Origin of the sequence: Roseivirga thermotolerans, assembly GCF_014653175.1 — a bacterium.
Lineage (GTDB): Bacteria > Bacteroidota > Bacteroidia > Cytophagales > Cyclobacteriaceae > Roseivirga > Roseivirga thermotolerans.
Map to the genome: position 1 here is coordinate 1,286,118 of NZ_BNAG01000001.1, position 20,257 is coordinate 1,306,374.

The window sequence follows — 20,257 nt, forward strand, 5'->3', positions numbered from 1 at the left end:
GGTCAATACTAAAAAGTATTACTTCCTATACTTTTTTTCTACATTCAAACAGAAATGCTTTACTTTGACGTTAAGCTCAAAACGATAGGTCAATGAATAAACGATTTGCCGGAGTGGCAGGGGCAGTAGCAGTATTGGTTGTTGCAGCATTATTAGTGTTTAAAACACAGAAAAACAGGGGGTTAGAGGCAGAAGAAACGGATTTATCCGCAGAGGAGCTTGTAGAAGAAGCTATAGAGCCTCAGTTTAAGTTTGGCATACCATTAGACCTTTTTGAGATTGAGGAAGGGAGAATTAGAAGAAATCAGACTTTTGCCGATTTGTTGTTTCCTTTCAATCTGAGCAATCAGGATATTTTCACCATCGATCGTATTTCCAAAACAGTTCATAGCGTTCGCAATCTGGTAGTTGGCAAACCCTATACCATTTTTTATACCAACGACTCCATAAAAAGAGCATCCTACTTTGTGTATGAACCCAACGATTTGGAGTATGTAATCTATCAGCTAGATGATTCTCTGGCGGTATTTAAGGAAGAGCGGCAGGTAGAAGTGGTTGAAAAAACCATGTCAGGACTTATTACAGTATCTTTAGACCATGCCATTAGAGAGCAGGGTGGGTCTCCTGCCCTTGTCAATGCAATGGCCGATTTGTATGGTTGGCAGCTTGATATGAGAGCTTTGTTTAAGGGCGATTGGTTTAAGGTAATTTATGAAGAGCGGGTGGTTGATGGACAGCCTGTGGGTATAGGTAATATTATTGGTGCTGAATTTAATCACAGGGGCAATTCCTACATGACTTATGCCTACGATCAGGGAGATGGATTGAACTACTTTGATGAAGAAGGCATGAGCGCACAAAAGGCTTTTCTGCGCTTCCCTGTGGAATACTCAAGGATTTCCAGCCGATATAACCCGAACAGATTTCACCCGGTGCTCAAGCGTAGAACACCTCATCTGGGAACTGATTTTGCGGCCGATAGGGGCACACCTATCAAAGCGGCCGGAGATGGAGTAATCATTGAAAGAGGGTTTACCAAGGGCAATGGCAACTATGTAAAAATAAAGCATAATGGCACCTACACCACCGGGTATTTACACATGAGTAAATTTGGTAAGTACAAGCGAGGAGATAAAGTAAGAAAGGGAGATGTAATTGGTTATGTAGGTAAAACAGGTTTGGCCACAGGCTACCACCTATGTTTCAGGTTCTGGAAACGAGGGGTTCAGGTAGACTTCTTAAGAGAAGAATTACCTGCCGAAACACCACTGAAGGCCGAGCATAAAATTCCTTTTGAGGCGGTGGTTTCTCTCACCAATAAGAAACTCAACGATATTCCTAAAACCTGGGGTAGCAAAGGTATTTCGGCCAGTAACTAAAAAAATTAATCTAAACTTAGAACAGAGCAGGGTGCATTGCCCTGCTTTTTTTGTTTATTCGAGACATGAAGAGGGCTTGTGTCATTGGCTTGATTTTCCTGTGCTCCAACCTGTTGGCTCAACAACAAAAGGTAGGTCTGGTGTTGAGTGGAGGCGGAGCCAAGGGATTGGCACACATTGGGGTCATTAAAGCCCTTGAAGAAAATCACATTCCAATCGATTATATAGTGGGCACCTCTATGGGGGCAGTGGTGGGGGCTTTTTATGCAGCTGGCTATAGCCCCGATGAAATTGAAATGATCGTAAAAGACCCGGCTTTTCAAAATTGGGTTCAGGGAACATCTACCGAACGCTACCAGTACAACTATACGCGGGCCGAAGACAACGCTTCGTGGATTTCGCTCGATTTGATTCTCGACCCTCAAACAGGGCCTCAACTTAACACCCCGTTGGCAAACGACCTCATTATTAACTTTGTGCTCAATGAATACCTTAGCCAGGCTGCTCAGGCTTCCGGCTTTAACTTCAACAAGCTATTGGTGCCGTATCGCGCCATTGCAGCCGATGTGTTTACGCAGCGTACTCTGGCTCTCGACTCGGGTTCGCTTATGAAGGCCGTTCGCTCCTCAATGGCGGTGCCGTTTTTTTACCGACCGATTAAAAATGAAAATCAGTATCTGTTCGATGGAGGCATATATGACAATTTCCCGGTCGATATTATGAAAGAGCATTTTGCGCCCGATGTGGTCATTGGAAGCAATGTGGCCACTAAATTGAGTGAGACCTATCCTTTTGACAAGGATGAAGAGATTTTAAATGACGCCTTGTTGTTTATGTTTCTGGATAAAACAGATCCTTCGGTAATCAAGGAAGGGGATGTTTATCTGGAGCCAAGTATTGAGCAATATACCGCGGTAGATTTCGATAAGGTGGAAGCGCTCATAGACTCGGGCTATTCGGCAACCATAAGGAGTTTGCCTGAGCTAAGACAAAAAGTGCAGGGGCGAAGAGACCCAATAAAACTCACTATTGCCAGAAGAGACTTTCATAATGCCTTTAAGCCCTATTCGTTTGGTGAGTTAAAGCTCTTTGGCTTTACCACAGACCAGCAGAAGTTTATTCGCAAACTCATTGATTTTGACGATGGACCCCAGTCTATCACCCAAGTGAGTAGAGCCTATTTTCAACTGGTTTCTGAACCATATTTCAAGCACATTTACCCCAATTTTGCCTACAATGAAACCAACGGTCAATATGTACTGGAGCTCTATCTTAAACCCACGGCCAAAAATTCACTGACCATAGATTTTGGAGGGAACATATCTACCCGGCAGGTAAGTACTTTGCAGGTGGGTGCCGAATTGAATTCCTTCAACAAAAAGCTAAACACCTACCGAATGTTGGCTTCTACCGGGCGGTTTTATGAGAGCCTGAACCTTGCAACACGGTTTAATGTCAATCCTAAGACCCGATTCTTTGTAGAACCAAACTTTCAATACAACCACTGGGATTACCTGAGTACGGAAGACTTTTTCGATGAGTCGGTTCAGCCTTTAGTACTCGATCGCATCGATCGAAGACTGGGCGTTGTGTTGGGTATTGGTACCGGCCAGCGAAGTGTGGTGACATTAGAAGATGGACTGTTGCGCAATCGTGATGCATATAGCAATACGCCCGGTGTTTCTTCCGATGCCCTGCTCGACAGGCTAGAGCTTACAGGGTTTAGGAGTAAGCTGGCTTATGAGAGAAATAGTCTGAACAAAAAACAGTTCGCTACTGTGGGCTCCCGGTTTTACACATCGTTAAAATACATCAATGCTACGTTCGACTATATGCCCGGTTCCACCTCAACACTGTATAATCCAAGCAACCCGGTTACCTATCGATCTGGCCGCAGCTGGCTCACTTTTCAGTTGAGTTTTGAGGAATATAGTCAGGTAACCTCTCGCTACACTTTCGGGTGGATGGTGGAAAGCTCTTATTCAACCATTCGGCCATTAAGGAACTACCATGCTACGCAGCTCTATGTTCCATCGTTTGAGCCTATGTTCGATTCCAAGACCTTTTTTCTGGAAGATTTTCGAGCCCCCGGATATGTGGCTACCGGAATGAGACACCTCTATGGTTTGGGCCGAAGTCTTAGTGTCCGCGCAGAACTTTATGCCTTTGTACCCTACCGTCAAATTGCAGATGTAAATCAGGAGGCTGTTGTGGATGTGGGTTTCGTAAAGCCTCGCATTAAAGGAATGTTGGCTTTTGTCTATGAAGCCATCCCCGGCCCAATAAGCCTGCGGCTCAACTACATTGAAGGGAATAGCGCACCCGTGGGATTGATGCTTTCATTCGGTTATCTCATTTTCAACCAAAAGTCCCACGATTAGCTATATTTTTTGAATTGTGACAGCAGGCAAAGTTAGTTATCTTTAAATTTGGTTAATATTGGATTGCGCTCAGACGCGCGACTCACCATGAGACACTACCTAAGCCTACTATTCATAGTTAGCACTTTTTTGTCGTTGAGTGCCCAAACCACCGTGCAATGGGCCACTCGGGTAGAACAGGTGTCATCTGAATTTACAGAGTTGGAAAACTCTGCCAGGCAAGCTCTTCTCAAACCAAACATTCTACCTTCCGGTGGCAGCAATCCCAATGCCTGGAGGCCCTACAAACCTAATACGGTAGAATTTATTAAGGTGGGTTTTGATTTACCCATGCCCATAGAGCAGATAGCCATTGGCGAAACTTACAATCCGGGAGCAATTACAACCGTATTTTTATACGATCAGCAGGGCAATGAATACAAAGTGTACGACAAGCCGGCCGAGCCTGTGCGTGAGCGTTGGCGCATGTTCCGTATTTTTATCGACAAAACGCCATACAATGTAGCGGCTGTGAAGGTGGTACTCAACGGGGCTGCCATTGATGGGTTTAGCGATATAGACTGCATTGGAATTTCTAATTCTAAAACCCCTATTGAAGCCAGAATTAACCTGATGCCCAACATCAACACCAAGCTTCAGGTATACCGATTGAACGATTTGGTGAACAGTGATAAACGAGAGATTAAGCCCTTGCTCACCAAAGATGGACAAACCCTGTACTTTAGCCGGAGAGGCCACGAAGGTAATGTTGGTGGTCTTGATGATCTGGAAGATATTTGGTATTCCGACTTTGATAAGAATACTCAAGATTGGGGTCTGGCCTTTAACATTGGTGAGCCTCTAAACAACCTGGATCCCAACTTTATAAGTGCCTTTCTTCAGGAAGATGAGGAGCTCATTATTCTCGGTAATGAATATTTAAAGGGAGGCATGAATTATGGGCTATCCAAAAGCAGAAGAATAGACAAAAGAACCTGGACTTACCCGCAAAATCTTAAGATTTATAATGACCTGAACGTACATGAAAATGTGAACTTCTGGCTGACCCCCGACAGTGAGGTGCTTATTATTTCAGAAGAAGGCCGGGGTACAGAAGGGCAGCGCGATTTGTATGTGAGTTTCCTTCAAAAAGATGGTGTTTGGACAGAACCCGTACATATGGGGCCGGTAATCAATACGGCAGGAGAAGAGGAAGGGCCATTTCTCATGCCAGACAAAAAGACACTTATTTTTACCTCTAACGGGCATAGTGGCTACGGTAAGAAAGACCTGTTTATGACCCGAAGGCTCGATAACTCCTGGCAGAGCTGGACAGAACCTGAAAATCTGGGGCCGGTGATCAACACCGAGGTGGACGATATGTTTTTGTTCATACCCAAAAATGGTGGCTTTGGCTATTTCTGTCGCGAAGTAGAAGGCAACGATCTGGACATCCATTCTTTTACCTTGCCTTTGGTTACACGCCAAATCAGGCTGGTGTCACTGTGTGGCCGAATTGTGGATCCCGATACACAGGAGCCTCTCGATGCAGAGGTTGTATTTTCCAGGCTACGAGATGGAGTAGAAGTAGGAAGAGTAAGAACCGATGCGGGAGGCAATTACTGCATTGAACTTCCTGCAGATGAAATTTATAGTTACAGGGCAGAGATTCCCGGCTATATTCCTGTAGGAAGTACCATCGACTTGCTCGATGTTTCCGACCTCAATGTGTATGCAGTATCGTTAGACAGGCTAGACCTCGATAGTGCCCAGATAGCTCTTGGCGAACCAATAGCAGTGCCGCAAGATGTAGTCAAAGCAGTGGCCATTACATTGGCTCTTCCCGAAATTAAGCGCGATACGTTTGAGGTACTTAACGCCCAGCGCAGAGAACTTGGTTTGCCCGAGCTAAGCCAAAATGCGATACTTTCTAATGTAGCCACTCCAACCGTATATGCTACTCCTGAGATTGTAAAGGCCGCAGTAGGTAAGTCGTTCATCATCCGCAATGTGTTTTTCGACTTCGACAAAGACTTGCTCAAGGAGCAATCGTGGATAGAGATGCGAAACCTGGCTAAGTTTATGAATGATTACCCCAACGCCATTGTAGAGTTGGCTGGTCATACAGACAGCTACGGAACAGATGAATACAATGTGGATCTTTCTTATAGACGCGTAGAGGCTGTAAGAAAGGGGTTAGCCACCTTGGGTATAGATGAAGACCGGTTGAGGTTTGTTTGGTATGGCGAAACAATACCTATAGCTTCTAACCGCACCAGGGCGGGTAGAGCGCTTAACCGAAGAGTAGAGTTCAAAATTCTGAAACTGGAATAGAAATATAAGCCCTTCTTTACCAGAAGGGCTTTTTTGTAAGCATGTATTTGAATTAGGGATAGTATCTGGGATTAGATACTTATTTTGTTTGAGATATTTTTTGTCGCTTTACGAAGCGTACATATTTTTCCAGATACTGATTTTTTACCTCCTCCTTAATCATGTCGTACTTCAAAATCTTGTTAATAATCAGTTGCATAAGTTTTTCGTTTCTTTCTGATGGATACAGATCGTAACCCGTCATAACCATTTCCATTGCTGTGATGTAATCTTTAGCCAGGTAGTGTTTCACAGACTCGTTGAAATATTGTAAGCCTGCTAGTTGCTGAAGGTTGATGGTTTTGTACTGTTGCCCCGGTATTACCTCGAAGTTTTCGAACCAGTCTCCAACCGTACTCAACTGGCTTATTCTACGATGATTGACCCATGGTTGTTCCAAAAGTTTCTCCAATTCTACTGAGGTTTTACGGAAACCACTCATGGGTAATGTCGACTCATAGACATACGAATGATCATCGACCGTGAGGTGAATGAATACATGGTTGGGCAATTCAATAATCTGGTAGTCGTAACCGAAATGTTCTAGCAAAAGCGCATAAACCGCAGTACCGGTCAGGCAACCAAACTTACCGTTAGACAGCGTCTGATTCATGGTTGCCAGTCTGTCGTACTCTTTGAGAATACCCGAATGAGTGCGGTAAAAGAGTGCCTTTAGAAACGCGTAGTCGGTCTTTTTTCGAGTTTCAACCCGTTCCAGTCGTTCAATCAGCCTATCGAATGATTGGAGAATGGCCGAGTCTTCTTCTGAACCGGTAAGTGCTAAAAACTGAAGCAGTTGCTGAGAGGTCTTGGGGCTGTTTTCTATCAGTTTACATGAAAGGTCTTGTCCTAAGCCCGAACTTAGGATAAACGTAGAAAGCCATATGTACACCAACCTCTTCATGTCTCTGTCTGCGCACTGGTTTTGAGTAGCTCATGTAAACTGTGATTAATACAAAGTTAACATTAAATTAACATTAAGCAACTTTTTGGAAAAAATGCCCGACATATCATAGGTTTTTGTCAGTAAGGGAGGCTATATGTTAACTAACTGTTAACATATAAATCTACTTGCGCTCATTCTGGATTTTACAGTTATTGCGCTCCTTTAATTATGGCGTCTCAAAACCTTTCGAAATCACTCAGGAGTTACCGCAAAATTCATAAATGGATAGGGCTGGTGCTGGCTCTCTTCTTATTGCTTTCCGCAATTACCGGCATTTTACTGGGGTGGAAGAAAGACATTGCTTTGCTACAACCGCCTACCCAAAAAGGAGTAAACCAGTCGCTCGAAAACTATCAGTCGGTAGAAGCCTTGGCCAAAGCCTCTTTGGCAGCCGTAGATTCTCTTGGGCTCACGGCCGATAATTTCGACCGGATTGAGTACCGCCCCGGTAAGGGTATTGCCAAGGTAATCTTTGATAGCGGTAGCTGGGAAGTGCAGGTAGATGCCACAAACCTGGAAATTCTTTCTGTGGCCAAACGTCACTCCGACTGGATAGAGCACATTCATGACGGATCTATTGTCTCCGACTTTTTTAAGCTCATTTCTATGAACATACTGGGCATTGGACTGGTTTTTCTTATAGTTACTGGTTTGTGGCTCTGGTATGGGCCTAAGCGAATCAGAAACATAAAAGCGAAGGGCTAATCTGCCGTTTGGAGAGGTTTGCTTCTTTACTTCTCATTAATAAATCTTGAAGTATTTAAACTTTCTGGTGGCAGCACCCGAATATCGCTAAATTGCTTTCGCGTTATTAAGGTTGAATTATGAAGAAGGTTTTTAAGATTCTGTTGGGTTTTATTTTAGTGCTTTTTGTGGCACTGCTACTCATTCCTGTCTTTTTTAAAGATAAAATTAAGGCACTCATCATTAGTGAGTTTGAGAAAAATACGGAGGCCACACTATACTTTGATGACTTTAACCTTTCCCTACGAAGGAACTTCCCTGATTTCACTCTTTCACTATCTGATATGGGCATTATTGGAAAAGGAGTCTTTGATCAGGATACGCTCTTCAAAGTACAAGAGCTTTCTGCCACTGTCAATCTTAAAGAAGTAATGTTCGGAGAAAGCATAAGCCTTAAGTCTATAATGGCCGATGGTGCCGACATTACCATCATTGTTTTAGAAGATGGTACGGCCAACTACGACATCGCAAAGGCAACTACGGAGGAAATTCCAGCTGAAGAAACAGGCGATGGCGAAGGAGTTACTTTTGGTTTGCGCTCCATTACCATCAGTAATAGTGAGTTTGTTTACTTTGATCAGGGCCTATCTTACTTTATGCAGCTGGCGGATATTAACGTGAAAGGCGAGGGCGATTTTGCCAATGATATTTTCGACCTGAAGACCACCGGAACGATTGGAGATGTTGAGGTTACCTATGAAGGAATAGACTACTTGCATAACAAGTCGGTCGATCTGGATGTGGTTCTTTCTATGGATTTGCCAAACTCAACCTATACCTTCAAAGACAATGTGCTCAAAGTAAATACATTTCCCATTTCGGCCAGTGGCTCGTTTTCTATGTTGGAAGATGGCTACGGAATGGATCTCTCCTTTGCTTCTCCCGGAGCCGAATTCAAACAACTTCTATCTCTCGTGCCGGCCGTATATTCCAATTCTTTCAACGAATTAGAGGCTACGGGAAGACTTAATTTCGAGGGCCACCTGAAAGGTGTTTACAATGAAAGTAGCATGCCGGCCTTTCATTTCAATTTGGCTATTGACAACGGCTATTTTCATTATCCCGATTTGCCCGATGCCATAAAGAACGTTAAGGTAAAACTTGGTGTAAGCAACCCTGACGGGGTTGTCGAGAATACCCGAGTAGATCTGGAAACATTGCATTTGGAAATGGGGTCGAACCCGTTAGACGCCTCGCTGGTGGTTGAAAACCTGAAAGACTATCGAATGAAGGCTTCTGTAGACGGGCAACTTAATTTGGCTGAAATTGGAAGATATTACCCCATGAAAGGCTATGAGCTAAGGGGGCTACTCTCTATTAAAGCCGATGCTTCGGGTATTTACGATAGTCTGAAAAAGCAAGTCCCGCTAATGGATATTGGTTTGAGCCTGGAAAATGGCTACATCAAGACACCAGAGGTGCCTGCGCCTGTGGAAAAATTAGTGCTTTTAGCCGGTGTTACCAACAAGACAGGCAAACTGGCGGATACCGAAATAAAAGTCGACAACCTCTCACTACAAATGGATGGTCAGGAGTTTGTGGCTCAGATGAAACTAGAAAATCCGGATAATTTTAAATGGGATGTGAGATCTTCAGGTTCACTGGATTTAGAGAAATTGATGGCGCTTTATCCTATGGAAGGGATGAAGCTGAAAGGGAAGATTGAAACCGATTTGCAAAGTAGTGGCCGAATGAGCGATTTGCAGGCCGAGCGCTACAGTAGCTTGCCTACTTCGGGCCAAATAATACTTACCGGTTTTGCCTATGAAGGCGAGGGGATAGAGCAGGAAATTAGTATTAGCAGCGCAGAGGCTCGCTTCGACAATAACTCCATTGCATTGACCAATTATGTTGGCAAAGCCGGCTCTACCAGTTATAGCATGAGTGGTAAGCTGGAGAATTTTCTTGGTTTTGCCCTAAATCATGAAGTCTTGTCCGGTAGACTTAATGTAGAAGCCGACAGGCTGGATGTGAATGAATGGATGACAGAAAGCGGAGAAGAAGAACAAACTACATCGGGCGATGAACCTCTTGAAGTCATGCGAATTCCGGAAAACGTACTATTCAATCTCACAGCCAAAGTAGGTCAGGTAAAGTACAACAGCCTTAACCTGAACAACATGGAGGGACAAATTGAAGTCAAAAATGGTGCGATTAGCCTAAAAAATTCAGGCTTCAACGCACTTAATGGAACAGTAACGGCCAATGGTCTGTACGATAGCAAACCCGCCAAACCTGTCTTCGATTTCAAGTTCGGAGCCGCAGGAATTTCCATTCCATCTTCATTTCAAAGTGTAGATATGGTGCAAAAACTGGCTCCTGTTACCGAGAAAATGACAGGGCAGTTCTCCACGGACTTCTCTATTAAGGGAGCCTTAGGTGCCGATATGATGCCCGATTATTCTACTTTGACAGGAGAGGGGCTTATTCAGATTTTACAGGCAAGTTTGGGCGAATCGGAAGTATTGGCGGGTTTGGCTTCTGTAACCAAGCTTGGCGATATTGGAGCTGCTACGCTTGAGCGAGTGAAGATGAGTGCTGAAATTAAAGACGGACGCTTACATGTAAAACCCTTCGATGTAAACCTGGGACAATATAAAACAACCATATCGGGCAGTACGGGTATCGATGGCTCCATAGACTATGTTTTGCGTATGAATGTGCCGGCCGGTAAGGTAGGAGCACAACTTAATAGTCTGGTGTCTTCTCTTACCGGAGGCAATAACCCTTTGGGAGGCGATAACCTAATACTCAATGTGGGAATGGCAGGCCAGTTTGCAAAACCTCAGTTTACACTAAAGAGTATTGCCTCTTCCAATGGTAAAACCGTTGAAAATACGGTGAAAGAAGCGGTAGCCGATAAAGTGGCAGAGAAGAAGGAGGAGGTAAAAAAAGAGGTTCAGAATAAAGTAGATGTAGCTAAAGATTCGGCCAAGAATGTGATCGAAGCAAAAAAAGATACCTTGAAGGCCAAGGCCGATAGCCTGTTGCAGGTGAAAAAGGATAGCCTGGCCAGATTGACTGCCGGAAAGTTAGGGGTTGAAAAGGACTCCGTAGATAAAAAGCTCGAAGACGTAAAGGAGAAAGCCAAAGGAGTGTTAGAAGGTATTCTCAAGAAAAAGAAGAAAGATAATAAAGACAATAAGGGAGGCGGAGACAACCGCTAAGACGACCTGCAGTAGATAAAAGTTACAACCTAAAGTTAGAGTTGACGGAAGCTTAATATTGGCTTTCGTCAACTTAACAAAATCTTAAATAGCTCATTATCAATATTATTCCATAAAACTGTTATGCTTGCATAATAAATGGAAAAGGTAAACCCACATATAGACTTAGGCACCGGTTATGTGCTCATATCACGGCTTCCGTTCGATCAGGCCATTAAAATCAGAGAGTTTTTGCCCGAGTCGAGCACGCTTTCATTCAACACAGCCGAGGGCTTTGTTAGCGATGCTCTCGAATACAGCTTGTATGAATATTGGTATGACTTTCATCATACCTCGCCCGAGCCGGAGTTCGATTTTTAGGCCTTCCAGCCGTTTTTGGATACAGCACTAATGCTCTCCTCTACTTTAGCCTTGAGGTTTTCTTTGTATGTCTCAAGTTTGTTGGCAACGTCTTGGTCAAAGGCACCGACAATTTGGGCTGCTAAAATACCTGCGTTTTTTGCCCCATCCAGGGCCACCGTAGCCACAGGTACTCCTCCCGGCATCTGAAGAATAGAAAGTACAGAATCCCATCCATCGATGGAGTTACTTGATTTTACAGGCACCCCAATAACAGGCAAAGTGGTAAGTGAGGCAACCATTCCGGGCAAGTGGGCTGCTCCTCCTGCTCCTGCAATAATAGCCTTAAGTCCTTTCTGGCGAGCTGCTTTGGCGTAATCGAACATACGTTCTGGTGTTCGGTGGGCCGAAACAATGGTGAGTTCGAACGATACACCCAGTTCTTCTAATACCTGAGCAGCATCTCGCATTACCCTCAGGTCTGACTGGCTGCCCATTATTATTCCTACTTGTGGTTGGCTCATGCTTTTACTTTTAAGGTGCTTTTCACGAAGTTAACGGTTTGTTTTAGTTGGTCAATGTTGTGGTTAGCCACGGTTATATGCCCCATCTTTCGAAAAGGTTTGGTCAGTTTTTTTCCGTATAGGTGCACATGCACACCGTTTTTGGCCAGCACTTGCTCCATACCTTCATAGCGAGCCTCTCCACTGTAGCCATCTTCTCCCAACAGGTTTACCATGGCCGAAGGAATGAGAGTGTCTGTGTTGCCAAGGGGCCAGTTTAGTATGGCTCTGAGGTGCTGTTCGAATTGCGAAGTGACATTGCCCTCGATAGTCTGATGGCCACTGTTATGAGTTCGTGGTGCTATTTCATTAACCAACAGTTGGCCTTCTTTGGTAAGAAACATTTCAATGGCCAAAAGACCAACCATATCTAATTTTTCTATGAGCTCCTTAGCGAGTTGTTGAGCTTGGTCTTCAATTTCAGGGCTAATGGAAGCAGGTGAAAATAAGTATTCTACCAAGTTGTGTTCCGGATGAAAGACCATTTCCACCGTAGGAAATGTTTGCACCTGCCCGGCCTCGTTGCGGGCAACAATTACCGCTAACTCTTTATCGAAATCGACCAGTTTTTCTACAAAGCCGGGAGCATCAAAAGCCTTCCCTAAAGCATCTTCTGTACGAATAACCTGTACACCACGTCCATCGTATCCGCCAGTGGCCAGTTTGTTCACAAATGGCAAAAAATCTTTCTTTTGGGCTACTTCGGCTGCTCCTGAAACTTCTTGAAATTCCGCAGTAGGGATGCCATTGGCGGCATAAAATTTTTTCTGATGTAGCTTGTTTTGAATAAGCTCTATAACCCTTGGTTGAGGAAATACCTTCTTTCCCTGCTTTTCCAGTTCGCTGAGTGCTTGCGTGTTTACATTTTCAATTTCTATGGTCAACAGGTCTTTGTCCTGGCCAAAAGCCATTACCCGCTCATAGTCTGTTAATGAACCGGTTTCAAAGCTTGTAGCTATGCATTTGCAGGGAGCATTAGGGTCAGGGTCAAGTACGTGAATGTCCAGGTTGAAGTCAATAGCCGATTGAATCATCATTCGGCCCAATTGCCCGCCACCAAGAACTCCAATTTTTAGATTTGAATCGAAGGCCATGATATTTTTAGAAATGAGCCCAAAAATAAGTAATTCAACCCAAAGCAAAGACTGTTTTAAGCATCTACCTCAATACCCATAAGCTGCATTAGTTTGGTCGCATTAAAACTTTTGCAAATGCCCGGGGTCAGCCTGTAGTCAAAGTGTATTTGGTTGCCCGAAATGGTGCTGTTAAAGCTATAGTTTTTTACCCCTTGGAGTTCGTTGGTCATGTTGCCCAATACAATGTCGTGAGTAGAAACAAAACCAAAGGCATTTTGCCTGTTCAGTTGTTTAATAAGAGCTGTTGCACCTCTGTGACGGTCGTCTGAATTGGTACCCTTCAATACTTCATCGATCATAAAAAGAGTGGGTCTGTCATCATCAATTTGACCCAATAGTTGCTTCAACCTTTTCAGTTCGGCATAAAATGAAGAAACACTTTCTTCCAGATCGTCTTGGGTGCGCATGCTTGTAAACACCTTTAGCTCGCCAATTTCCATGGCCTTGGCGCATACTGGTGCACCGGCCAAAGCCAAAACACTATTTAGGCCAACAGTTCTTAAAAAGGTACTTTTTCCACTCATGTTAGAGCCTGTAATCAGGCAAATTCCTCCGCGACCGGTAAATTCAAAGTTATTACTCACTCGCTTGCCCGGGTTAATGAGCGGGTGTCCCAGGTCGGTCGCTTTAATGGTACAGGCTTCTTTAGAAAGCACAGGGAAGCAATAGTCGGGGTTAGCATAGCCAAAAGCAGCCATGCTCATAAGAGCGTCAAACTCACCAATTATGCTAAACCAGGATTCGAGGTTGGCCTTATTCTCTTTTTTCCAACGGCTTATTTTAAGGTACCAGTATATGTCTAGCAGTAAAGTAAGGTTAAAGAGCAAATAAAGCAGATTGGAGCGGTTTTGCAGGTTGTCCAGAATGTTCGACAATTCACGCAGGGTTTTGGAAGCCCTTTGGTTGTTTCCGGTTAGGTCATGTTTAAGTTGACTAAGTAACGGGCTATTAAAGCTATGGCTTTCAATGAGTGCTATTTGTTCTTTTAGCGATCGCAATGACCGATAACCGTTTTCCGTTTGTTTGGTAATATCGAGGAGTTGACGAAACACAGTACCCAAAACCGCAATATTCACAAAAATGAGAAGGGCAGGTAGCCCTATGGACACAAGGCCGATTGCGCTGACTACAATGGAGGCTAATGTGGCTGTGGCCAGTACCGGCAACAGCACTTTGTACAGACCAAAGTTAGAACGCTGCTGCTCGGTGTTAAGCCAGTTGATTAGCTGCTGTACCTGAGCAGCCTCCGGTAGTTTTTCTGACAAGCCCTCCGCCTGAAATTGCTGACGAAGGTCTATGGCGGGAGCTAATTCCTGAATAGCCACCTGCCGATTGTTTATGGTTTTAGAAGTGGCGTGTGTGCTTAGCCAGCCTGCCAGTGTTTTGCTTCCATAAACCGAAGAGGTTCGATTGATAAGCTGATACAACGAGTGACGACCGAAAATATCCAGATCGATGTGGTATGGATGGTTGGGTTCAAAGAATATAGCACCATCGTCCAGATGTGAAAACTCAAAACGCATTCGGCTCAATTCGTCCGAATTTATATCAACCAGATTGTCGAGCAGCCGCAATTCTCTTTTCAGCCCTTCGTGCTTTTTTAGGAGATAGAGGTAGAGAACTACAAAAGCAAGGCTTATATATACCATTACCTCAGCATGGCCCCGATCAGCCAGGTACACAAAGCCAATCAAATAGAGTATAAAACTGCCGATTCTTAACCAAGAGTAGGTCGATGCTTTCTTTTTAATGAGTTGTTGCCTGCTCTGAAACTTTTCTAGCCTGTTCTGAAAAACAGTTTGCGGTGTTTCTTTCAACGTATTTTGTGTTTTAGACTTGGAGTTACGTATAAAGTAATGGCTAAGTTGAAGCCTGATTGGCTTACTAAGCACTTTCAGCTTGCAATTAGTAAAAACTTTATAAATTCAACCCCAACGAGAAACTACCAAGAGTGTCCACAAGCGAAAGTAAGTTGTTAGAATCCTTTTCAAAGGGAGATAAGTCAGCCTTCGAAAATCTTTTCAAAGAATACTACGAACCTACTTGCAGGTACGTAATGCGCATTGTTAGAGACCAGGATACTGCCGAGGAAATTGTGCAGGCAACATTTGTTAATCTTTGGGAGAAGCGGGAGATGATTCGTTCGGACATCAGCTTTCGTTCCTACTTGTTTAGAGCAGCCTACAATACTGCTCTTAATTACATTAAGCACAAGAAGGTAGTGGCTCGGCACGTAGCCAGTAAGCAAGAACGTATTGAGGAGGTGAGAAGAAACTTTGTGAGCCATCAACCCGATTTTGAATTGCAAAAGCGAATTGACGATGCGCTGGAAAGTCTTCCTCCACAGTGTCAGCGGGTTTTCCGTATGAGCAGGGAAGAAGGGCTTAAATATCACGAAATTGCAGAAGAATTAGGGATTTCGAAAAAAACGGTTGAAGTGCACATGGGTAAGGCACTAAGGATACTGAGGGATAGTTTAAGTGACTACCTGATGTTTTTTTTACCAATTATAACTTTAATGTAGGGGTAAGCGTGCCTAAAATTGTCAGATTATTGTAGATACAAAATACAATGGAAGAGTTGATAGCCAAATACTTGGCTGATGAGATGGGAGCCGAAGAAAGAAGCAAATTTGAAGAGCAATTGCTTCTTGATGAACAACTCAGCAATGAGGTGCAAAAAACCACTGCTGCCTGGGAGATTTCTGGTCGTACCAATCAACCACCTTCCTTGAATTTAAACACCCCACAGGCCTGGGAGAAAGTGGCGCAACAAACCACTAAGCAGCGATCGTTGGTTGCAGAAAAGGGTCGATTCTCTTTCTTAAAAATTGCCGCAAGCATAGCGTTTATTGCCGCTCTTGGCTATATAGGCTGGCAGAACATTGCCCAAAAAACCACTGCCGAACAATTGGCTACAGTGGCTTCATCGGGCGAAATTAAAGAACTTACCTTGCCCGATGGCACCTCGGTGAAGCTCAATGCCTTTTCTACTGTATCATACGATGAAGATTTTGGCAAAACCAACAGGAATATTTCTCTCACCGGTGCGGCTAATTTTGATGTGGTGAGGAATGAATCGTTGCCTTTTGTTATTTCTACCGAAAACAGTGAGGTAGAAGTTTTGGGTACCAGCTTTGAAGTTAGAGCCTATGAGGCAGAAGCGGTAGAGGTCAATGTATCTTCCGGAAAAGTGGGCTTTAGGTCTAAGAAGGCCAAAGGAGAAGAGCAGGTATTAGAAGCCGGAGAAAAAGCCGTGCTTTCGGCCGATGGAACCAAAATGGTTCGGGACAAGGTGCGGAATAAAAACTACGCGGCCTGGTGGACAAGAGAGCTTATTTTTGAAAACGCACGCATGAGCGAAGTGGCCAGAGACCTCGAAAAAACCTATTGGGTGAAAATAGAAGTGGCAGAAGATATTCGCGATTGCCGGATTTCTCAAAATGTAAAAGATAAGTCGTTGGATGAAGCGCTTGAAATACTAGAAGCCACCTTCCCCTCTATGACTATTTCCAGAGTTAAAGAAAATCGTATAAAATTAGATGGTGTTGGCTGTACTCATTAAATTGGTACATGCATCGAAACATCATTGTTTCCCTACTTTTATTCGTTGCTATTAAAATTACTGCTCAAGACAATCAGAATTCTGTTCTTGACCACAAGCTTTCTATTGAGTTCGATGATGTGTCACTTCCCAATGCCCTGCGGCAACTCAACCGGGAGGTAAGCCTCAGCTTTTCCTATAACAGCAATATTATTCCGCGAGATACCCGCATTACAGAAAGGTATGAGAACGTTTCTTTGAGGCTCTTGTTAGACGATTTGCTTTCAAAGGGGAACTTGTATTACCGCGAAGTACAAGGCACAATAATTATTCTCAAACGCATTTATAGCGAACGAAAAATTCAGGGAAAGGTGGTTGATGTTGAAACTCAGGAGCCATTGCCCTTTGCCAATGTGTTTATCGATAACAGTACCCTCGGGGTGGCTACTGATTTAGATGGCAATTTTGTGATTGAGAATATACCTGATATCGGGTTTAACCTTGTGGTGTCTTATGTTGGCTATGAGTCAAAATCTATTCCTTTTAATTACAAGCAGGAGGTTGAAGATCGCAGGTTCATTATTGAAATGAAGATAGACCCAATTGCTCTGGAAAGTATACAGGTAATAGGCAAAGCGCGAAGGCGAAAGACCCGTGAGGCGCGCAGACTCTTCAAACGATTCGAAGAAGAGTTTCTGGGAAAGTCTGAAAACGCCAAAAGTTGTGTGATTGTTAATCCCGAAGTTTTGGAGTTTGAAATACTCGACAGTTTGGATAACTACCGAGTGACTGCCGAAGACATGCTTTTTGTCGAAAATAGGGCCCTTGGGTTTAGGGTTAGTTATTTGCTCGAAGAGTTCAGGTTTGAAAATGGTTTGAAGATGAACATTGGCAAAGCTCAGTTTAAGGAGCTGGAGCCTAAGTCGCGCAGGCAATATCGCAACTGGGAAGAAGCCCGGGAGAAAGCCTATAAGGGTTCTGTGCAGCATTTCCTCAATGCCCTAATTACGGGAAAGCTCGACCAGGAAGGTTTTAAGATCAACGTCATAAACTACGACTCTGTCACTTCAGAGTATACCACCCCCCTTAATCCGGCTCCGGTGAGTGAGATTATTCAGGTAGAAAAAACAGACAAAGAATACCTATACACATTAAAGGCCCGGCAAGATATTGAAGTGACTTATACCGGAGAATATGAAGACGATGAGTATAAAAAGCTCTACCGTAGTTCCAGTAAAAGCGGAAACTACAAGTACACAGACAAAAAAGCCCGCACCTCTATTGAGTTTTCGAACGGACAAAGCCTAACCAGTTACCAGGTGTTTGGAATGGATCTGGAAGATGTAGAGCTTTTTCAAAAGTCCATTATCTTTTTCAATAATCATGAAACTCCAATTGGCTTTCCCGGCCAGTTTTTGAGGCCAAGGGATGTTACTTTTGGTGGTTGGTGGCGATGGGGAGCATTTTCTGACTGGCTTCCGCTCAACTACCGCCCCAATTAATGGCGAATGCCTACTAATTAATTGATGCCTGACTAATTATAACCAACGCATTGATTTATTAATGAGGTACTTTGCAGAGCCTAAATATCAACTAGCTGAATATATTGTAAGTGGCCAGTGCAGCCAGGTAGGCTACCGCACTCATGTATATGGTTTGAATAAATGGCCATTTCCACCCTTTCGTTTCTCTATACACCACGGCCAGCGTACTCATGCACTGCATGGCGAAGGCATAAAATACCATTAGGCTAAAGCCAAGTGCCGGAGTGTACATTTTTTCACCGGTTCTGGGATTAATCTCTTTGGCGAGTTTTTCTTTTATAGTGAGCTCGTCTTCCTCATCGGCTCCAATACTGTAAATAGTTGAAATGGTACCTACAAAGACTTCTCTGGCGGCAAAAGAAGTGATAAGCGCTATGCCAATCTTCCAGTCATAGCCAAGAGGTTTTATGGCAGGCTCTATCAGTTTTCCGAACCTTCCGGCATAAGAGTGCTCAAGCTTATAGGCACTCAGGGCGTTTTCGAACTCCTCTTCCGTAGCCGATTCAGGAAGTTCACGAAGCACAAACTCTTCTGCATTATTAAATCGTTCTCCCGGTCCGTACGATGCTAACACCCACAGAATGATTGAGATGGCCACAATTACCTTTCCGGCCTCAAAAACAAAGGTGGTAGATTTTTCATAAATCGTAAGGCCTACGTTTTTCCATTTAGGGAGCTTATAGCCCGGCAGTTCCATAATAAAGTAACTGCGCTCTCTAGATTTCAGAATGAATTTCATAACCCATGCCGAAAGTATGGCGGCTAGCAAGCCAAGCAGGTACAGAGAGGTGAGCACAAGTCCTTGCAAATTTATGAACCCGAGAACATCTTTTTGCGGTACCACAAGGGCTATGAGTAATGTGTATACCGGCAGTCTGGCCGAACAACTCATAAAGGGTGTAACAAAGATGGTAATGAGTCGATCTTTCCAGCTTTCAATGTTTCGTGTGGCCATAATGGCCGGGATGGCACAGGCCATGCCGGAGACCAACGGAACAACACTTTTTCCGTTAAGGCCAAAGCTTCTCATTATCCGATCCATTAGAAATACAGCCCGAGACATATAGCCCGACTCTTCTAAGAGCGAAATAAACCCGAACAACAGGGCTATTTGAGGGATGAACACAACTACTCCGGCAAGCCCGGCAATAATTCCATCCGTAATGAGGTCGTTAATAACTCCGGCCGGCAGGGCTTCTTTTACCCATGTAGACAAGTCGGCCATGGAGGTTTCAATAAGAGCCATAGGCCACTCTGCCCAGGCAAAAATGGCCTGAAAAATGAGCAGTAGAATGGCAGCGAAAATTGCGTAACCGAATACCTTGTGTGTAACTATCTTATCGATACGCTGAGTTAGGCTAAGTTCATTGGCCTGCTCAGTTTTAATATTTCTATCTACAATTTCTGATATGAGGGCATAGCGACCAAGAACCTCTTGCGACTGTGTGGGTACGTCATAAAAGCCATTATTGCGCTTAATTTCCTCAATTTCTTCGCGTTGTGCCTCGGTAAGAAAGCTCAGTCGTACATTTTGCTGAGCATACTGGTAGGCTCTGTAGTCTTCATTGAGATTAAAAACACTTTTAATTTCCTCAATGGTTTGCTCGGCTAGGTCTTTAACGGGATAAAAGGGTTTTTTGGGTGTTTTTAGTTCTTGAACGAGTACGTTCTTGAGTGTTTCTATGCCCACTCCCGATCTTGAATTGGTAGGCACTATTTTCACCCCTAAATCAATGGCCAATGAGCGGAGGTCAAACTTGAGCTTGCGTCTTTCGGCAAGGTCCATCATGTTTAACACCAGCACACACGGAATATTCAGATCCCTGATTTGGGTAAAGAGCAGTAGGTTCCTTTTTAAGTTAGAGGCATCGGCCACAACAATGATGACATCCGGATGCTGTGGATGATCCTGATCGAGTAGAACCTCCTGAACAATCTGTTCATCAAGTGTTTTCGGGTAAATACTGTAAGTGCCGGGAAGGTCGGTGAGTTCGGCAATTCTGCCATCAGGCAGTTTGAGCATGCCCGATTTTTTGTCTACTGTAACGCCCGGGAAGTTTCCTGTTTTTTGCTTGAGACCAGTCAGCAAATTGAAAAGGGTAGTTTTTCCAGAGTTTGGATTTCCAACAAGCGCTATTTTCAGGTCTTTCTTAGCTGCCATGT

General features: G+C 44.0%; 14 protein-coding genes. 9 read left to right on the top strand and 5 right to left on the bottom strand.

The window, feature by feature from the left end; all coding sequences use genetic code 11:
* The first annotated feature begins 92 nt into the window (after positions 1-92).
* From IE164_RS05525 to IE164_RS05535, 3 genes are all read left to right on the top strand, one after another.
* Positions 93-1,379: a M23 family metallopeptidase gene (locus tag IE164_RS05525; protein ID WP_189629174.1), complete on the top strand. Its 1,287-nt coding sequence runs from the start codon at positions 93-95 to the stop codon at positions 1,377-1,379.
* A 65-nt stretch (positions 1,380-1,444) separates the two neighbouring features.
* The gene (locus IE164_RS05530; RefSeq protein WP_189629175.1) at positions 1,445-3,760 is read left to right on the top strand and encodes a patatin-like phospholipase family protein; all 2,316 of its coding nucleotides are present in this window, start codon (positions 1,445-1,447) and stop codon (positions 3,758-3,760) included.
* 87 nt (positions 3,761-3,847) lie between these two features.
* Complete coding sequence (locus IE164_RS05535) at positions 3,848-6,073, top strand: OmpA family protein (protein WP_189629176.1); 2,226 nt, start codon at positions 3,848-3,850, stop codon at positions 6,071-6,073.
* Positions 6,074-6,152: 79 nt separating this feature from the next.
* Here IE164_RS05535 and IE164_RS05540 read toward each other — a convergent pair whose 3' ends face one another.
* Complete coding sequence (locus tag IE164_RS05540; protein ID WP_189629177.1) at positions 6,153-7,016, bottom strand: hypothetical protein; 864 nt, start codon at positions 7,014-7,016, stop codon at positions 6,153-6,155.
* Between the two features lie 210 nt (positions 7,017-7,226).
* Here IE164_RS05540 and IE164_RS05545 point away from each other — a divergent pair, with 210 nt between their 5' ends.
* The 3 genes from IE164_RS05545 to IE164_RS05555 all read left to right on the top strand — a co-directional run bounded on the left by IE164_RS05545 (position 7,227) and on the right by IE164_RS05555 (position 11,329).
* Positions 7,227-7,763, top strand: coding sequence for a PepSY domain-containing protein (locus IE164_RS05545; RefSeq protein ID WP_189629178.1), 537 nt, complete (start codon positions 7,227-7,229; stop codon positions 7,761-7,763).
* A gap of 119 nt (positions 7,764-7,882) precedes the next feature.
* Positions 7,883-10,969 (top strand): AsmA family protein, encoded by a 3,087-nt coding sequence (locus IE164_RS05550; protein ID WP_189629179.1) that lies wholly within the window; start codon positions 7,883-7,885, stop codon positions 10,967-10,969.
* 138 nt (positions 10,970-11,107) lie between these two features.
* Entirely contained in the window at positions 11,108-11,329 is a 222-nt protein-coding gene (locus IE164_RS05555; protein ID WP_189629180.1) for a hypothetical protein, read from the top strand.
* Here the strand turns inward: IE164_RS05555 and purE are convergent.
* The 3 genes from purE to IE164_RS05570 are packed head-to-tail and all read right to left on the bottom strand — an operon-like array spanning position 11,326 to position 14,824.
* Positions 11,326-11,832: a 5-(carboxyamino)imidazole ribonucleotide mutase gene (purE, locus tag IE164_RS05560; RefSeq protein WP_189629181.1), complete on the bottom strand. Its 507-nt coding sequence runs from the start codon at positions 11,830-11,832 to the stop codon at positions 11,326-11,328. The genes IE164_RS05555 and purE overlap by 4 nt on opposite strands.
* Positions 11,829-12,965, bottom strand: a complete 1,137-nt coding sequence (locus IE164_RS05565; RefSeq protein ID WP_189629182.1) for a 5-(carboxyamino)imidazole ribonucleotide synthase — start codon at positions 12,963-12,965, stop codon at positions 11,829-11,831. The genes purE and IE164_RS05565 overlap by 4 nt, the downstream gene beginning before the upstream one ends.
* 56 nt (positions 12,966-13,021) lie before the next feature.
* Entirely contained in the window at positions 13,022-14,824 is a 1,803-nt protein-coding gene (locus tag IE164_RS05570; protein ID WP_189629183.1) for a MutS-related protein, read from the bottom strand.
* Between the two features lie 134 nt (positions 14,825-14,958).
* Here IE164_RS05570 and IE164_RS05575 point away from each other — a divergent pair, with 134 nt between their 5' ends.
* Genes IE164_RS05575 through IE164_RS05585 form a run of 3 tightly spaced genes read left to right on the top strand, consistent with a single transcriptional unit; the run spans position 14,959 to position 18,052 of the window.
* Positions 14,959-15,531, top strand: coding sequence for an RNA polymerase sigma-70 factor (locus tag IE164_RS05575; protein ID WP_189629184.1), 573 nt, complete (start codon positions 14,959-14,961; stop codon positions 15,529-15,531).
* 47 nt (positions 15,532-15,578) lie between these two features.
* Positions 15,579-16,571, top strand: coding sequence for a FecR family protein (locus tag IE164_RS05580; RefSeq protein ID WP_189629185.1), 993 nt, complete (start codon positions 15,579-15,581; stop codon positions 16,569-16,571).
* A gap of 8 nt (positions 16,572-16,579) precedes the next feature.
* Positions 16,580-18,052, top strand: coding sequence for a carboxypeptidase-like regulatory domain-containing protein (locus IE164_RS05585; RefSeq protein WP_189629186.1), 1,473 nt, complete (start codon positions 16,580-16,582; stop codon positions 18,050-18,052).
* A gap of 91 nt (positions 18,053-18,143) precedes the next feature.
* Here the strand turns inward: IE164_RS05585 and feoB are convergent, their stop codons facing one another.
* Positions 18,144-20,255: a ferrous iron transport protein B gene (gene feoB / locus IE164_RS05590; RefSeq protein ID WP_189629187.1), complete on the bottom strand. Its 2,112-nt coding sequence runs from the start codon at positions 20,253-20,255 to the stop codon at positions 18,144-18,146.
* Positions 20,256-20,257: the final 2 nt, after the last annotated feature.